Here is a 17005-nt window from a genome sequence, read left to right as displayed (position 1 = left end):
TTGTTTTATAAATTTTCGGAATGCCCTTGTGGCTGGAGGATGATAGGCGTGGGGAGCAGCAATGACTGATGTGACGTCGCAAGACGTAGACATCCAAACCTCACTGCTGGAAACTGTGTGTGATGCATTGATGACTGCCGTCATTGTGTATGACAAGAACGATATCATTACCTTCGTTAGCCGCCATATTACCCACTACATGCCCACGCTTGGCGAGCGTGTTTTTGTCGGTATGCGGCTGCGCGATTTCCTGAAAATTCGCTATGATTGCGAGGAAGGTTCCAGTCAGAACATTGCGTCAGGCCGCAAGGCCAGCCGGGATGAGTGGATAGCGGATCGGCTCGCAGCCCACTGGAAAGAACGATCCGAACATCTCGAAAAGCGCAGCGGCGATCGTTGGTATCGTTACGTCAAGAAGCGCCTGCCATCCGGCATCGGCATGTGTGTCATCACTGATGTCTCAGAGCAGAAAAAGCGCGAAGAACAATGGCGCTCCGACCTTGAGCGGCTGCAGCTGACCGAAGAAATTCTCGACAATATTCCATTCCCCGTCGTGGTCAAGGACCGTAATCTGACCTATGTCGCCGTCAACAAGGCGACCTGCGACATGATGGAAGTGGTGCCAGAAGCCATGTTGGGGCGGACTGTTTTCGATATTCATTCGCGTGAACTGGCGAGCCGCATTGATGCCATGGACCGCAGGATCCTCGAAACCGGCCAGAGCAGCACTATCCCCGAACATCTCACCAAGATTGACGGTGAGCACGCCCTGCTCATCACCCGCAAACAGAGAGTTGGGAAACCGGGCCGTTATTTCCTTGTCACAACAATGGAAGATGTCACGGCTCTTTCTGTCATGGATGAGACCGGTGAGCCGGTTCTTCCAGGCATGATGCATTTGCCTTTCGTAAAGACGTCACACAAGGGCAGGCCAATCGAAAAACGCGAAGAGCCGGATTTTGCTGCACGTCTCAAGGGCTGCCGTATCCTGTTCGTCTCACCGGATGAGGGGGTTCGCGACAACGCATCGCAGGTATTTGCCTGCGTCGAAGCGGATTATGCCGCAGCAAGCAGCTTTGACGAAGAGGTGACATTCCTGGATGTTGCCGCATCCTCTGGCGTGGACATCGATCTTGTGGTTGTCGATTCCAATATGAGCCATGCTTCATTGGATATTGCCAAGCAGTATGGACTTGCCGTGTTGACGCTGGATGCATTCCAGATCCAGCAGGATCTGGTGCGGCACATCTACAATTTCCTTGCAACGACCTCACATGCAGCCTCCGCTCCCACCTTGCGGCAGAGCCCATGGGATCGTGACCTGAAAGCGGCTCTTATCGAAACGTCACCATCCGGGCTCGACGTGCTTGTTGTGGAAGACAACGAAGTCAACAGGATTGTATTTTCGCAGATCCTTGAAAACCTGAATGTCAGCTACCGCGTTGCAGGTTCTGGTGAAGAGGCATTGCGGTTCTTTGCAGCGCTTTCCCCCTCCATGGTGCTGATCGATACGACGCTCCCGGATTTTGATGGGTTTGAATTGGCGCGCCGGATCCGTGCCTCAGAGGGTGCCGGAAAAAATACACCGCTGGTCGGCGTTATTGCCCATGCCTTTGAGGGTGACCGTCGCGCCTGCCTGGATGCCGGCATGGATGACATGATCCTCAAGCCGGTCAGCCCTGACATGATCGAAATCATTTTGAAGCGGTTCCTTCACTCAACCGCCACGGTAATTGCCAGCCAATAAGTGCTGCTGTCCCACGGGCGTCACCGCCTCAACAGGGCGATTGCTGAGAAATGTCCGTATTTAATGACCCTTAAATATACGCTATATGTTTCTTAAGACATAGGCATCATTGTGCGCTAAATCGTTGCAGATTCCTTAGGACGCAAACATGAAGTCGGCGGAAGCAAACTACCCGCAGATCAGTCAGCATGAGCTGCAGGCTATGGCATATGGCGACCCTTTGACTGGTCTTGGTAATCGCTATCGTCTGCGGGACAAGGTCCGTCAGCTTGCTGCCGAGCGTGCTAGCGATCCAGCCCCTTTTACTGTTGGAATTGCCAATATTGACGGTTTCAAACCGATCAATGATCTTTTCGGTGCGGCGGCTGGCGATGAAATCCTGTGCCAGGTGGCGCATCGCCTGAAGGCCTGTATTCCTGATGGTGCAACGGTAACACGCCATGAAGGCGATGAATTTGCTTTCATTTTACCGTTGGTGTTCGAACGCACCGGTGCCGAACGCATTGGCCACATGATCAAGGATGTGTTGTCTGCACCCTATGATCTGGGTGACCGCAATGTGCGTCTGTCATCGTCATTCGGTTTTGCGGTTTACCCCTTCGCTGGTCAGGAATTCGAGGATTTGCTGAAAAGCGCCGAGACGGCTTTGTATCGTTCCAAACGCCGTGGTCGCGGCCAGATCACTGTCTATTCCAGCGAAATCGCGCAGGAAATGAAACGGGCGACGCAACTTGAACAGGCGCTCCGTAACGCCATCATCACCGATGCGGTCGAGGTTCATTTTCAACCTATCGTGCGCCTGACGGATGAAATGGTCATCGGTTTTGAGGCGTTGGCGCGTTGGCATGATCCCGATCTGGGTTTTGTTTCGCCTGGTGTTTTTGTGCCCTTGGCCGAAGAACGTGGTTTTATCGATGCCTTGTCAGAAACACTGCTGCGCAAGGCAATAGAAGCCGCGCTGTCATGGCCGCGTGATCTGTTCCTGTCTTTCAACCTGTCTTCGGCGCAGTTGATGGATCCAGGCACCGCTGACAATATCCTGTCTATACTTGGTCGAGCCGGTTTTGATCCAAGTAGGCTGGAACTGGAAATTACCGAAACTGCGGTAATGACATCTGCTGAAACGGCAACCAAAATCATTGCCGACCTCAAGCAGGCCGGTGTCCGTATTTCGCTGGATGATTTTGGTACTGGTCAGTCGAGCCTCGGTCGTCTGCGTGACTTCACCTTTGATAAGGTCAAGATCGATCGTGCCTTTGTGTCGCGTATTTCCTCAGACAGACCATCCGAGCATATCGTCAAGGCAATCGTGACAATGTGTGATGGACTTGATCTGGAAGTGGTGGCGGAAGGTATTGAAAACCGTAGCGAGTCCGAAAAGCTGCGTGGTCTTGGCTGTGAAATGGGGCAGGGTTTCTTTTTTGGCCGACCTGTCGATGCCAGCGCGACACTTCGTTACCTGCGCGACAATTTCCGGGACATTGCCCCGACTAACGCCTGACTTTGCAAGTCATCGAAAACAGGCGGCGGACACAGGTTCCGCCGCCCTTTTTGTTTAGCTCAGGCGATAGGCAAAGTCGTGTACGCCATTGACCTCGATACCCAGATCGAAGGTTGCGCCCTGCAGAGCGTCCGGCGCCAGACCAGCGTCCGCCATGCCATCAAAGGCTGACGTTACAAGAAGTCGGTCGGCGTTCTTGCCAATGAAAGCCGGGCAGGTGGTTTGCAGGCCCGGAACACTGTATCGCTCGAGAAGCTGGCCGCTGGCGCTATAGCGTGCAACACTGCCTGCACCCCATTTGGCGTTCCAGATGTCGCCGTTCTTGTCGCACACCGAGCCGTCAATGCCGGCCTCGTCATCGCTGGCATCCACCAGAATGGACGGTTTGGCAATCGGCAGGCCGGTCGCGGGATCAACTGCTACGCTCATCAGCCTGTTGACCTTGGTGTCGGTGTAATAGGCAGTCGTGCCATTTGGCGAAAAGCAGATGGAATTCGGAATGCTGATATTGTCAAACAGCGTCGTCACGGTGCCGTTCGCCACGTGGTAAATGCCACCGGCGCCATCTTCGGCAGACTTACCCATGGTGCCGATCCACAATGCACCGGAAGCATGCACGCGCCCGTCATTGGAACGGTTGCCCGGCATGCCTGGTTCGAAGTCGGCGTGATGGGTCAACTCGCCTGTTGCGATCTGGCGCAGGAACAGACCATGTTCAGATGCGATCAGCTGACGCTCGTCATCGATCCTGGCCAGAACGCTGGCCATGAAGGGCAGCTTGTGCACGGTCTTGCGCCCGGAGGTAAGCTGCAATTCATGCAGCTCCTTGCCGAGAATATTGAACCACCAGGCCGTATCGGTTGCCGCATCATAGGTTGGGCCTTCGCCCAACTGCAGCGCCGTTTCATCCAGGATCTTACCAGAAAAAGGATGTGTCGTCGCCATCATGCCTCCTTGATCGCAGCGTCATAGGCGTTGATCGTCACGATGGCGCGTTCCTTGACTTCCGTAGCGGTCAGGCCCGGTTTGTAAAGGCTGGTACCAAGGCCGAAGGCGGTAATGCCCGCCTTGGTATAATCGGAGAAATTCTTGTCCGACACGCCGCCGACGGCCGCAATCAGCAGGTCCTTTGGCAGAATGGTGCGAATGGCGACAATACCAGCAGGGCCGATAATGCTGGCCGGGAAGAACTTCAGGCCGGTCGCACCAGCCTTGGCAGCCAGCAGTGCTTCCGTCGGTGTCAGCACACCTGGCAAAGTCACCATGCCTTTTTCGCGCGCAGCAGTGATGACCTCAACATCGACATTCGGGCTGACCATCAGCTTGCCGCCTGCCTTGTCGAGGTTTTGAACATCATCAACGCTCAGCACGGTGCCTGCACCAATCAGGCAATCGGCTGGCGCGAGCTTGGCAGCAATCTCGATTGACTTGAAAGGCTCAGGCGAGTTCAGCGGAATCTCAATGGCGCGAAAACCTGTTTCGATCAGAGCGCTGACAACGTCATGGGTTTCTTCCGGCTTCAGGCCGCGCAGAATGGCAACCAGCGGATATTTGATGGATGGAAATGGAATGCGCATGGGTATCAACCTTTCAAATGCGGCCAGATGGTCGTGGCTGCGGCGTAAAGACCGTCGCGGACGGCGGCATCGGCATCGATGAGCGTATAGGAAATGTCCAGAGCTGCCAGTGCAGCCTTGTAGAGTTCACCAAGCCCGCCGGATGCAACGAGCACAACCTGTGTATCACTGGAAACCTGGGAACGGGCACCGGCAATTTCCACCCCGATCAGAATACCGGAAAGACGTGCCTTGGCGTTTGTCGCGGAAAGGGCGTGCAGCAACTGGCCGGAGCGGACGGTAAAGACGTGGTGTGTCGCCATCTGCGGGTTTTCGACCGCCTTGCGCACGGCCGCGATGAATTCCGGGTTTTCGCCAGTCGTTGTTTCACCTTCCGATACCGCGTGGGCAAGAATGGAGTGTTTGGCAATGACCTCAAAAAGCTCACCGGTCATATAGGTGGAGAAACCTTCAACCGTGCCGTCCTTGACGGTCACCCATTTCGAATGGGTCCCCGGCATGCAGACGAGGCAGTTTGCGTTGACCTCATTGGAGGCCAGCGCACCCAGAAGCTGGGTTTCTTCGCCACGAATAACGTCAGGTGCAGTGTCGGCGCGTTGTGCAAGACCCGGCAGAATGCGAATGTCGCGGCTTTCGCCGGGAATACGAACGGCACCTTTCAGCACGTTGTCGATCTGCGCAGGCACGTCGATGTAACCGGCTTCGATCCAGCCCTGACGTGCACCCGCCATGCCGCAAATCAGCACGGAAATATCATCCGGCGCACCGGTTGCGGCAAGGTGGGCATTCAACACGTCAGCAAAACCTGTTCTGGCTGCCGTCGTCATGCCTTCATTGCTGCGTCTCTCAGCAAGGATTCCACCATCCTTGTCGAGTAGCCACATGCGAAAACTGGTGGTGCCCCAGTCCACGGCAACAAATGCGGGCTGCGCCATCAGAAAATTCCTCCGTCTACAATAATGGATTGTGATGTTATGGCCGATGCTGCCTTGGACGACAGGAAAAGGCAGGGGCCGACAATATCTTCAGCAGTCAATATGCGCTTGAGGCACTGTTTGCCCATGGTCGCTTCAATTGACTGTTCTGTGAGCCAAAGTTCCTTCTGGCGTTCGGTGACGATCATGCCGGGAAGGATACAATTGACGCGAATGTTTTCTGGGCCAAGCCGCCCGGCAAGGCTTTTGGTCAGGCCGATAATGCCCGCCTTGGCTGCCGCATAGGAGGGGAGATCCCCCATATTGAGCATGAAGGAGATCGACGAGAAATTGACGATCGCAGCATCTTTTTCTTGTCTCAGATACGGAAGGGCTGCCTGCGTGACAAAGAACATCTGTTTCAGGTTTATTGCCTGATTGTTGTCCCAGTAATCTTCGGTCACCGTCTCGATATCGTGCCGGTCATCCCAGGCGGCATTGTTGATGAGCACGCGGAACGACCCCCTGTTGCGCCCTGCGTCATCAATTGCTTTCTGGGTATCGCTGACATTGCGCAAATCGGCATGCAAGAAGTGGATCGGATGTTTGCACTCTGCTGAAAGCCGCGCTGCCAAGGCTTCACTGGGCGCCTTGGCAATGTCGATGAATGTTACTCTGGCGCCAGCACGCGCAAAGCCCTCGGTCAGTGCTGCACCGATGCCGGAACCACCTCCGGAAATCAGAATGCCAGCATCCTCCAGATCAGGAAAACCCGTCCGCTGCATATTAGCCGCTCCTCGCCATCGACATTCACTCCCACAAAGTCTTGTTAATTCCATTATTTGGAACTATGTTCAACTAAATGGAATTATTCGTCGCTCTTTTGTAAGCTGTCAAGCTTCCGGCAAAGGATGTGCAAGCAAATGCTAGAACACAACGTCGCATCTTTGGGCAAAGTGGATGCGGAAGAACCCGCAACCGGTACACTTGGCAAAGCCATGACCCTTTTGGAACTGGTTGTTATGGCACCCGAACCTTTGCGATTCACCGAGATATTAAACATCGTTGGCCAACCGCGCGGCACGGTTCATCGGCAATTGACCCATTTGTTGCAGGAGGGATTGCTGGAACTGGATGCCCATCAAGCCTATGTGCCGGGTCTGCGCCTCTTGAAGTTTGCTGGCAGGGCATGGGCGCGCAATGATCTCAGAAGTGTGGCAACGCCTTATCTGCGCGAATTGCAGTCGATCACGGGTGAATCGGTACATCTTGGCATATTGAGAGACACGGAGGTTATCTATCTCGACAAGGTCGAAGGGAACCGCGCCATTCGCATGCATTCGCAAATTGGCAACGCATCACCGGTCTTTTGCACCGGGGTTGGCAAGGCGGCCCTTGCAACGTTGGCGCAAGATCGCCTTAAACAAACAGTTGATAATATTCAGTTTAGGTCATTTACCTCAAGCACCATCACCAACCCGAAGGCATTGCTGGCTGAAATCGAAACCATAAGGGTGCGTGGTTATGGTTTCGATCTGGCTGAACACGAGGAAGGCATCCATTGCGTTGCCGCCCCTATTATCTGTGATGGTCATGATTTCGCTGCTGCGGTGTCAGTAACCGGACCAGCTTATCGGCTTACTCCTCAAAATCTTGAGAGTTTGGCACCGATCGTCTGTAAAATCGCGACCAAAATTGCAACTGATATATCCCTGCGGATATCTCCCTCATCCCTTTAATTCCTGAAATTTCGGACTGGAAATTTGCAGAAGTGATAATGTATGACTTTTTACTTCAACTATGATTTGTAAAAAAATTCGCCGTTGGGTAGATACTCTGGCGGAGTTTTGCGAAGCCGGTTTATTTGTTTTTTATCCTACCTAAAGAAAAAGCCCCATGACCATGTCTGAGACCGATGGACTTATCAGTACGCATGCGGAGCGTGTCACTGAAATTGAAATGCTAAAGACGCAATTTGACGTTTTCCGCTTTCTGAAAGGTCTGACGGAAACATGGGGAATGAAAGCCTTTATGGTGGTCAACCTACCCACTCAGGCGGGTTTGGAACTGTCGCAGCACACCATCATCACCAATTGGCCAGCCGAACTTCTGCAGTCATACGACAATGAAAATCTCATTCGCGGTAGTACAGTTCTGGCGGCACTGCAAAAATCGACAGTGCCTTTCTTCGCTGATGCCGATTTCTTGAACAGAGCGGCAGATCCGGCCACATCAAAAATCGTCAAAGCTCTTTTTGAGCGTTTCGAAATGCTCAATTCCATCTGGTGCCCGGCGCATGATGTTGCTGGGGTCCGTGGTGCGGTCTCGTTTTCTGGTAACAAGCAGGGTTTCACGCATCAGGAAATTGCAGAGATTGCCTATGTCTCCACCCATATTTTCGACCGTCTGTCCTATATAAAACGACTGGATAATCGCGTTCCGGACACCTTGACGGACCGCGAACTGGATTGCCTGAACTGGACGGCGGCCGGCAAGACCAGTGCGGAAATCGCCGAAATCCTCATCCTGTCGGAACACACGGTCAATCACTACCTCAACCGGGCAACAAAAAAGCTCGACACCGTCAACAGAACGCAGGCGGTGGCAAAAGCTTTGCGCGTAGGTCTTATAAAATAAGACAATTTTGCTGTTTTATTTGTTTTCTCATTGTTATCTGTCGCGCCTTGCGCAATCCTCTATACGAATCGTCAGGAGGACATGTGCTTGCCGGACAAACCCAATATCTCGGTCGGTTTTTCTCCCTCCGTCGATAGCGCGATCCTGGCAGTCGCGGCAGAGAAGGGTTTTGCAGCGGATGAAGGCATCCGGCTTTCGCTGATCCGCAAAAATCTCGTTGAAGACATCGTCGAATCGCTACGTGATGGCGAAATGGCGCTGGCACAGCTGCCAGCAACATTTCCTGTTTTATCCGCATTGCAGACGGCCGGCATGCCGACAGGTTTTTGTGCACCTTTTACTCTGTCGCTTGGTGGCGTCAGCCTGGTGGTGTCGCGAGATTTACACAAGAAGCTGGAGGAGGCCGGTGCTGTCGGCTTAAGCCCTTCATCCGTGTCTATTGCATTGTCGCGTCTGTGCGGACGGCGAAGGGCCCAAGGTGTGCCAGTGCCGTTGAAAATTGCCGTTGAAAGCCGTTATGCCACGTCCTGGTACGAACTGCGATATATGCTGGCGCACTGTCGCATCGCGGTGCCGAGTGATGTCAACATTGTGATCTCGTCCCCGCAAGCCATGCCCTACCTGCTGGAGGAGGGCACGATTGACGGGTTTTATGCGTCGGAACCGTTTGGCAGTGCCTCGATTCTCAATGGCACGGGTTTCATGGCCACCACCAAATCCAATATCTGGCACAATGCTCCTGAAAAGGTCCTGGCGGTCAGTCAGGAATGGGCAGACCAGAACATGCATGATCTGGAAGCCCTGATACGTGCGCTGTACCGCGCCGGGCAATGGTGTGCCAATGCCAGCAATATAGAAGAATTGACCGGTATTCTGGCCGCACCGAAATATCTCGGGGAAGACGGAGATCTGATCTTGCCGTCCTTCACCGGTTTCTTGTCGATTTCAGATTTGCAGATGCTGGAAATCGACGAGTTTTTTGTCACCAGCGGCAAGGCAGCCAATTTCCCCTGGCAAAGTCAGGCACTGTGGTACTTTAACCAGATGATGCGTTGGGGAGATTGCCCAGCCGAGCTGGCGGATGATCCCGTGATCTGCGAGGCTGTGCGCGATGCATTCAGACCAGACATTTTCCGCAAGGCCCTGAAGCCGGTTTTTGCACATGTTCCCTCGGCCAACCTCAAGATGGAGGGCACTTTGCGTCAACCGGTGCATGTCGGCTCGTCGCGCTCCGGCCTTGTGCTTGGGCCGGACATGTTTTTTGACGGCCGAATTTTTGACCCCGAACGCTTCGAAACTTTCGATGATGTTTGATCTATCTCAGGGATAGTGAAATCCGGGCATTGGCGAATGGCTCTGACGTGTTTATCTACGCTGGAAACCGGAAGGCAGCGCAGTCATGGCACAGGTCGAAAAACAGAAGATTCTCGAAGTTCTTGCGAAGGTTCAGGTACCCGGCGGCACATCTGATATCGTTAAGATGGGCATGGTTTCGGAAATCTTTATCACCGATAACAAAGTCTATTTTTCCATTTCCGTACCGGCGGGACAGGCAGCGGAACTGGAGCCTCTGCGCAAGGAGGCGGAAACGGCGGTCAAGTCCATGCCAGGTGTAGCCTCTGTCATGGTGGCATTGACGGCGGATAAAAAGGCAGGCGAACCTTCCGGTGCGCCGCAGCCCCGCACGGCTCCGGCGGCCGATGGTCTGCGCCCACCTGCACCTCGTCCTCCGGCAAAGGCCGGCATTCCCGGTATCAAGACCATTCTTGCCGTTGCTTCGGGCAAGGGCGGCGTTGGAAAGTCCACCACAGCGGTCAATCTGGCGCTCGGCCTCAAGTCCATTGGTCTGAAGGTGGGTATTCTCGATGCCGATATTTATGGGCCGTCGCTGCCGCGCCTGCTGAAAATCTCGGGCCGCCCCAAGCAGTTGGAAGGCCGCACCATTGTGCCGATGGAGAATTATGGCCTGAAAACCATGTCGATGGGTTTTTTGGTGGATGAAGAGGCGGCGATGATCTGGCGCGGGCCGATGGTCCAGTCGGCACTGCTGCAAATGCTGCGTGAAGTTGCCTGGGGCGAACTGGATGTCCTGGTCGTCGATATGCCGCCCGGTACGGGCGATGCGCATTTGACAATGGCGCAGCAGGTTCCACTGTCTGGCGCGGTCATCGTGTCGACGCCGCAGGATCTGGCACTGGCCGATGCCCGCAAGGGTATCACCATGTTTCGCAAGGTCGAGATACCCTTGCTCGGTGTGATCGAAAACATGAGCTATTTCATCGCTCCGGATACGGGCGCGCGCTATGATATATTTGGCCATGGCGGCGCTAAGGCCGAAGCGGAAAGGATCGATGTACCTTTCCTCGGTGAAGTGCCGCTGACCATTTCGGTGCGCGAAATGTCTGATGCGGGAACGCCAATCGTCGCCATGGAGCCGGATGGACCTGTTGCCAAAATCTACCGCGACATTGCGGTGCGCGTCTGGCATGCACTGCAAGCCGGAACGGGCAAGGCTGCACCCAAAATCGTCTTCGAGTAATGTCAGCCAATAAATAGAGCTTGATTCCCGATCCGTTTGCGGGCAAATGCCTGCGCCGTTTGGAGCATTCGTCAGAAACGTTAATGCGTTTTTGAGCCACGCGATGTTTCAATCGGAAAAGGGCGTCAGGGTTGAATTTTGAGACATCCTCCCAGCGTTCTGTCGTGACGCAATCATAGTTTGTCGTCCATGCCCGGATCGTGATATTGAACGATCGGCGGCAGGCTGACAGCAGTCAGATTTGCAAACCGGAGAAACTGATTGATCAATGCCTATCGCTCGAATTGCGAGGCAATCACCCTTTCGGTGCAACAGCCGATTGCGGAGCTATTTCAAGATATCATTTGGATCGACCTGCTCAACCCGACGCAGCAAGAGGAACGTTATATCGAGGCATTGCTTGGTATTGAGGTTCCGACCCGCGAAGACCTGAAGGATATCGAACCCTCGAGCCGACTTTATGTGGAAGGCGGCAACGTCTTCATGACCGCCTCTCTGGTCTGTAAGGCCGACACCGACGAGCCGCAATTGACGGATGTGGCTTTCATTCTGGCTGGTAACCGATTGCTAACCATCCGGTATGCAGAACCAAAATCCTTCAGCCTTTTTATCGCCGCGATTTCCCGCGTGTCTGGAGAACACCGAAACGGTGTCCAGTTTCTCTTGAAACTTCTGGAAACAATTGTCGACCGTACGGCGGAAATTCTGGAAAAATCCGTCGCTGGTATTGATGGGCTTTCGACTGGCATCTTTGGCAGCCAGGCGCGTGGCAAACGCAAGGCACCGCGCTTTCTCGAAGATCGCCTGGCCGATATTGCGTCCTACCATCGGCTTTTGTCAAAAGTGCGCGACAGCCTGATGTCGTTATCGCGCCTGCAGACATTTCTGTTCAGCGTACCGGCCATCCAGCAGGATGCAAATGCACGCGAACTCTGTCGTTCGATAGGGCGGGACATTCCTTCTCTTTCGGAACATGCCTCGTTCATATCAGGCAATCTTGCCTTTTTGCTGGATGCGTCGCTCGGGCTTATCAATGTCGAGCAGAACGCCATCATCAAGATATTCTCGATTGCGTCAGTGGTGTTTCTGCCTCCAACTCTTGTTGCATCCATTTACGGCATGAACTTTCACGTCATGCCGGAGTTGGACTGGACCTATGGTTATCCGGTTGCGGTGATTGCAATGCTCGTTTCGGCAGTAATTCCGTTTCTCTTTTTCCGCTGGAAGGGCTGGCTCTGAGGAGCCTGGAGTGACATGTCTCAAGGGTATGGAAGTGATGTGAACGATACGGCGACGAACGAGGCGAAGCATACCGAAGGTTTGCTCGCTGCCACGCTCGGTTCTGTTGGTGTCGTCTATGGCGACATTGGCACCAGTCCGCTTTATGCTTTCAGAGAAGCGCTCAAGCCCATTGCTTATGATGGCGTGACACGTATCGAAATCATTGGCCTTATTTCATTGATGATCTGGTCTTTGACGATCATCGTGACATTTAAATATGTCAGCCTGCTGCTCAGAGCCGATAATGATGGCGAAGGCGGCACGTTGTCGCTGCTGGCAATGCTCATGAAAACGGCCGGATCCCGACGGGCAACATTGATCTTTCTCGGCCTGGTTGGTGCGGCGCTGTTTCTCGGCGACGCCATGATCACACCAGCACTTTCGGTTCTGTCAGCGGTGGAAGGCCTGAAGCTGGTCACGCCGGCCATGGATGAATTTGTCATTCCCATTTCGGTTGCCATTCTGGTCGGGCTTTTTGCCATCCAGTCCCACGGCACCAGCACGGTTGCGAAGTTTTTCGGTCCTATCACTGCCGTCTGGTTTGTGGTCATGGGAGGGGTGGGCATTCTGCACATCTCTGACGACTTCGGTATTCTTGCCGCGTTTAACCCCTGGTATGCGGCCGACTTCCTGTTGCGCGAAGGTTTCCTTGGCATTGTGGTGCTGGGCGCGGTGTTCCTGACGGTGACTGGGGCAGAGGCACTTTACGCAGATCTTGGCCATTTCGGGCGCCGCCCGATCCAGCTTGCATGGTTCCTGCTGGTATTTCCGGCGCTCACCCTGAATTATCTCGGGCAGGGGGCTTTTGTTCTCAAGAACCCGGCGGCGATGTCCAACCCGTTTTATTTGATGTTCCCGCAATGGGCCCTGTTACCGGTGGTTATTCTGGCAACGGCGGCCACCATCATTGCCAGCCAGGCGGTGATCACTGGAGCATTTTCGCTTGTGCGGCAGGGGATCAACCTTGGTTATCTGCCACGCATGGAAATCCTGTTCACGTCGGAAACCAATACCGGGCAGATCTACCTGCCTTCGGTCAACACCATCCTGCTGGTCGGCGTCATCGCGCTCGTGTTCAGCTTTCAGAGTTCGGAGGCATTGGCCACCGCCTATGGTATCTCCGTCACCGGCGCCATGGTGGTGACAAGCCTGATGTTCTTTGAATTCGTACGCAGCCGCTGGAACTGGTCGCTGTGGCTGGCGCTTGCGGTTCTGTTGCCGCTTTTCGTGCTGGAACTGGTGTTCCTCGGCGCGAACCTGCTGAAAATCCACGACGGTGGTTATGTGCCTGTCATGTTTGCCATCGTCTTCACCATTATAATGTGGACCTGGCAGCGCGGCTCTAAAATCCTGTTTGCCAAAACCCGTCGCACCGACGTGCCGCTGAAATTGTTCGTGGCCTCAGTGGAAAAGGATAGCCCGCATGCGCCATTGCGCATTCCTGGCACCGCCATTTTCCTGACCGGTGATCCGGAAACGGCCCCGGCTGCATTGCTGCATAATCTCAAGCACAATCACGTTCTGCATGAGAAGAATGTCATTCTGACCATCAGGACCGAAGACCAGCCGCGTGTCGCCCAGGTGGAACGCTTCACCATGCGCCGGCTGAGTGACCGCTTCATTGTTGTAGAACTGCATTTCGGCTTCATGGAAACCCAGAACGTCACGCAGGCGCTGGCCTATCTGCGGCGCGCCGGTTTCAAGTTCGATATCATGTCGACGTCCTTTTATCTGGGACGCAGAAAACTGGTCCCTGATCAGAACTCGGAAATGCCGACATGGCAGAACCGGCTGTTCATCGCCCTTGCCGAAACAGCCGCCGACCCCTCAGACTATTTCCGCCTGCCAGCCAACCGTGTGGTTGAGCTTGGGTCGCATGTGGTGATCTGAACTGCGGTTTGCCATGTCCCCGGATTTGACCCCGGGGGCTGCTGGCAATCGCTGGCAGTCAGCCAATGCTGTTCCGATGACCTTCATTTACAGGCCGGCCCGTGCGTAAGGCATGGGCCCCGCTACTGCGCGCTCACAAAAATGTGTGCCACGGATCTGGCCACTTTCTTAAAAGCCGCTGCATCCAGCGGTCTCGTTAACCAAGCATCAAGGTTAACGAACTATTTTTGCTCATATACGAGTTCGTGTCGCTGGCCCCTCCGGTCGCGTCATTTGTGTGTGTCTGCGTGTTTGGAGTGCCGGTTTTGCGTTCAAAAGGTGTGATGCGTCGCGGGTCGTTCATTTCGGTTGAAAAATGGACGTCGCCTTTGGTCTTGGGTCTTGCCGCATGGCTGGCATTCCCAACTCTTGCTTCCAGGGCTGATCTTGCTGCCTTGCTTGCCGGTCTTGATGTTGGCAACAGCCAGTGGCGCATGGTGCTCACCAATTCCCCTGCCGGTTCCGTTCATTCGGCTTCCCTTGCTTTTAACAATGCCGAAAGCCAGTCCGCTGCCGCAGGTGCTGGCATGACCTTGCCGGATGGCCGCAAGATTGCCTTCGCGGATGAAAAAGAAAAGCGCCCGGCTACACCCGATAGCGAGCGCGTCAACCGCGCTGCCAAAAAGGGTCGTGTCGTTGCCCTTGAAATCATGCAGCCACCGCCAGCCTTCACGGCTGGTTCCGTCCTGCAGCGCACAAGCATGATCGATGTAGAGCCGCTCAGCCGCAAGGAGCGCCCATCCTTCGTCAAGGCAAAGCGCGACAAGCCGGTTGAGCTGGCTTCCTTCTATTTCCGTCGTGATGAAAAGAAAATGGACAATGGTGTATCGCCAATGCTGGCGTCGCTGGTCACCAACCGCAATGCGGATGTGCTGGCAACGGCCTACGCGCCAGCGGAGCCGGATTTCGCACGCGAGTCGCCTTTCGACGCTATTTTGAAGAAACCACAGGCAGGTCGTTTCATTCCAGACATCGGACCGGATGATCATGCCTGGGCCGCGACCCCGCTGCCGCCAGCCGTGTTTTCCGCAGAAGAACAGCAGTGCCTCGCTTCCGGCATCTATTTCGAGGCGAGGGGGGAATCGGTCAAGGGACAGGCGGCTGTCGCGCAGGTCATTCTCAACCGCGTTCGCAACCCGACTTACCCGTCCACGATCTGTGGCGTGGTGTACCAGAACAAGGATTGGCGCAATCGCTGCCAATTTTCTTTCGCCTGCGACAACATTCGTGATCGTGTCAACTCGCAACGTCACTGGAAAATGGCCCGTGAAATTGCCATGGCGACCACCGCCGGTAAAATCTGGCTGACCGAAGTCGGCTCTGCAACCCACTATCACGCCGTTTATGTTCGTCCAGCTTGGGGCAAGAGCATGAAAAAGGTCGGCCGCATCGGATTGCACGTGTTTTACCGCACATATGGCGGCGGATGGAGCTGAAATTGTGGCCTGATGGCAACGATTGATGTGAACAAACCAGGTGATTCCGTCGCCCTGTGGACACCGGAAATGGCTCTGGAAGCCTAAGTGTATGTTTTTACACTGTTAATTTGTGTTTAATCAAGCATATTCAATGCCTTGACTATGTGGGCACTCAAAACTATGTTGCGCGCGACTTCAGAACGGGCTGGAACATGTCAAAGCCCTTGCCGTTTACAACTTCAAAGCGTTCTGGCAGTGCTTGAACGAGGGAAGAAAAGGCAGGTTGGACATGAATAGCAACCGTGACGATAGTCTGGAAGAACGCCGGAAACGCCTTGCTGACGAATTGGCAAAGGTGAAGACGGAGGACGAGGCGGAAGCTGCTGCGGAGAGAAATGCCGGTGAAACACGTAAGGGTTTCGCAATGGCAATGAAGCTGTCTTCTGAATTCATATCCGCGATCGTGGTTGGCGCCATGCTCGGGTATCTTCTGGACTACTTGGCTGGCACGTCGCCTTGGGGGATGATTATACTTCTTCTTCTCGGCTTCTGTGCAGGTGTATTGAACGTCCTGCGTTCGGCCGGTGTCGTGGCTCAACCACGGTTTTCGGACGAGGCGCAGGCAAAGAAACAGAATGGGAAAACCGGCCTTTAAGGCTGTTTTTCGATACGATGAAAAGGCGCCTTTGAGGGCGCCAAAGGCAAAGAGGGCAGCCGGTGGCAAACGATCCGACACATCAGTTCGTGGTACAGCCGATTATTCCGATTGAAATCGGTGGGGTCGATTTTTCCTTTACCAACGCATCGCTGTTTATGGTCGCCACTATCGCAGCCGCTTCTGGTTTCCTGTATTTCGCAACGTCGAACCGTGGTCTGATCCCGACCCGCTTCCAGTCTGTTGCTGAAATGTCCTACGAATTTATTGCCTCGATGTTGCGCGAAGGCGCCGGAAGCAAGGGTATGAAGTTTTTCCCCTTCGTCTTCTCGCTGTTCATGTTCGTGCTCACGGCAAACCTGCTCGGCATGTTCCCATACTTCTTCACGATCACCAGCCAGATCATCGTGACCTTCGCACTGGCTTGCCTGGTTATCGGTACGGTTATCGTCTACGGTTTCTACAAGCACGGTCTTCACTTCCTCGGCGTGTTTGCGCCGGCTGGTGTTCCCAAGGTTCTTTTGCCTCTGGTGTCTTCCATCGAAGTGATCTCGTTCCTGTCGCGTCCGATCAGCCTTTCTGTTCGTCTGTTCGCGAACATGCTGGCCGGCCACATCACACTTAAAGTTTTCGCAGGTTTCGTTGCCACGATGAGCGCTATGGGCGCCGTCGGTATGGGTGGCGCTATCCTGCCACTGATTATGACAGTCGCAATGACTGGTCTGGAATTTCTCGTTGCCTTCCTGCAGGCATACGTCTTCGCGGTACTGACTTGCATGTACCTGAACGACGCCGTGCATGGTGGTC

Annotated in this window: 15 protein-coding genes; 11 read left to right on the top strand and 4 right to left on the bottom strand. The window is 54.4% G+C overall.

Going from position 1 to position 17005, the window contains the following annotated elements:
- The first annotated feature begins 61 nt into the window (after nt 1-61).
- Both RT613_RS06245 and RT613_RS06240 read left to right on the top strand, forming a co-directional pair.
- Complete coding sequence (locus tag RT613_RS06245; protein ID WP_313613835.1) at nt 62-1747, top strand: response regulator; 1686 nt, start codon at nt 62-64, stop codon at nt 1745-1747.
- Between the two features lie 148 nt (nt 1748-1895).
- Nucleotides 1896-3248 carry an EAL domain-containing protein gene (locus RT613_RS06240; protein WP_313613833.1) on the top strand — a complete coding sequence of 451 codons (1353 nt, stop codon included), beginning with the start codon at nt 1896-1898 and terminating at the stop codon, nt 3246-3248.
- 54 nt (nt 3249-3302) lie between these two features.
- Here RT613_RS06240 and RT613_RS06235 read toward each other — a convergent pair whose 3' ends face one another.
- The 4 genes from RT613_RS06235 to RT613_RS06220 are packed head-to-tail and all read right to left on the bottom strand — an operon-like array spanning nt 3303 to nt 6524.
- On the bottom strand, nt 3303-4193 hold the full coding sequence (locus tag RT613_RS06235) for an SMP-30/gluconolactonase/LRE family protein (RefSeq protein WP_313613831.1): 891 nt from the start codon (nt 4191-4193) through the stop codon (nt 3303-3305).
- On the bottom strand, nt 4193-4825 hold the full coding sequence (locus RT613_RS06230) for a 2-dehydro-3-deoxy-6-phosphogalactonate aldolase (protein ID WP_313613830.1): 633 nt from the start codon (nt 4823-4825) through the stop codon (nt 4193-4195). The genes RT613_RS06235 and RT613_RS06230 overlap by 1 nt, the downstream gene beginning before the upstream one ends.
- A gap of 5 nt (nt 4826-4830) precedes the next feature.
- Nucleotides 4831-5760, bottom strand: a complete 930-nt coding sequence (locus RT613_RS06225) for a 2-dehydro-3-deoxygalactonokinase (RefSeq protein WP_313613829.1) — start codon at nt 5758-5760, stop codon at nt 4831-4833.
- Nucleotides 5760-6524 (bottom strand): SDR family oxidoreductase, encoded by a 765-nt coding sequence (locus tag RT613_RS06220; protein WP_313613827.1) that lies wholly within the window; start codon nt 6522-6524, stop codon nt 5760-5762. Before RT613_RS06220 ends, RT613_RS06225 begins: the two co-directional genes overlap by 1 nt.
- A 57-nt stretch (nt 6525-6581) precedes the next feature.
- On the opposite strand from RT613_RS06220, the gene RT613_RS06215 reads away from it, so the two are divergent.
- The 9 genes from RT613_RS06215 to RT613_RS06175 all read left to right on the top strand — a co-directional run.
- The gene (locus RT613_RS06215) at nt 6582-7478 is read left to right on the top strand and encodes an IclR family transcriptional regulator (protein WP_313613825.1); all 897 of its coding nucleotides are present in this window, start codon (nt 6582-6584) and stop codon (nt 7476-7478) included.
- Between the two features lie 157 nt (nt 7479-7635).
- Nucleotides 7636-8376, top strand: a complete 741-nt coding sequence (locus RT613_RS06210; RefSeq protein ID WP_313613823.1) for a helix-turn-helix transcriptional regulator — start codon at nt 7636-7638, stop codon at nt 8374-8376.
- Between the two features lie 87 nt (nt 8377-8463).
- Nucleotides 8464-9690 (top strand): CmpA/NrtA family ABC transporter substrate-binding protein, encoded by a 1227-nt coding sequence (locus RT613_RS06205; protein WP_313613822.1) that lies wholly within the window; start codon nt 8464-8466, stop codon nt 9688-9690.
- Nucleotides 9691-9775: 85 nt separating this feature from the next.
- The gene (locus RT613_RS06200; RefSeq protein ID WP_313613820.1) at nt 9776-10915 is read left to right on the top strand and encodes an Mrp/NBP35 family ATP-binding protein; all 1140 of its coding nucleotides are present in this window, start codon (nt 9776-9778) and stop codon (nt 10913-10915) included.
- 261 nt (nt 10916-11176) lie between these two features.
- Nucleotides 11177-12154 carry a magnesium transporter CorA family protein gene (locus RT613_RS06195; protein WP_313613818.1) on the top strand — a complete coding sequence of 326 codons (978 nt, stop codon included), beginning with the start codon at nt 11177-11179 and terminating at the stop codon, nt 12152-12154.
- Nucleotides 12155-12169: 15 nt separating this feature from the next.
- On the top strand, nt 12170-14086 hold the full coding sequence (locus RT613_RS06190; RefSeq protein WP_313613816.1) for a potassium transporter Kup: 1917 nt from the start codon (nt 12170-12172) through the stop codon (nt 14084-14086).
- A 323-nt stretch (nt 14087-14409) separates the two neighbouring features.
- Complete coding sequence (locus RT613_RS06185) at nt 14410-15561, top strand: cell wall hydrolase (protein ID WP_313614050.1); 1152 nt, start codon at nt 14410-14412, stop codon at nt 15559-15561.
- Between the two features lie 271 nt (nt 15562-15832).
- Entirely contained in the window at nt 15833-16198 is a 366-nt protein-coding gene (locus tag RT613_RS06180) for an AtpZ/AtpI family protein (protein WP_313613814.1), read from the top strand.
- 62 nt (nt 16199-16260) lie between these two features.
- Nucleotides 16261-17005 (top strand): F0F1 ATP synthase subunit A (locus RT613_RS06175; protein WP_313613813.1); only part of this gene is annotated, 745 nt, incomplete at its 3' end.

It is taken from the genome of Agrobacterium sp. (assembly GCF_032092815.1).
In the GTDB taxonomy this organism is placed as follows: Bacteria; Pseudomonadota; Alphaproteobacteria; order Rhizobiales; family Rhizobiaceae; genus Agrobacterium.
Note: the sequence above shows the minus strand (reverse complement) of the source record. Positions and strands in the feature narration are given on the sequence as shown.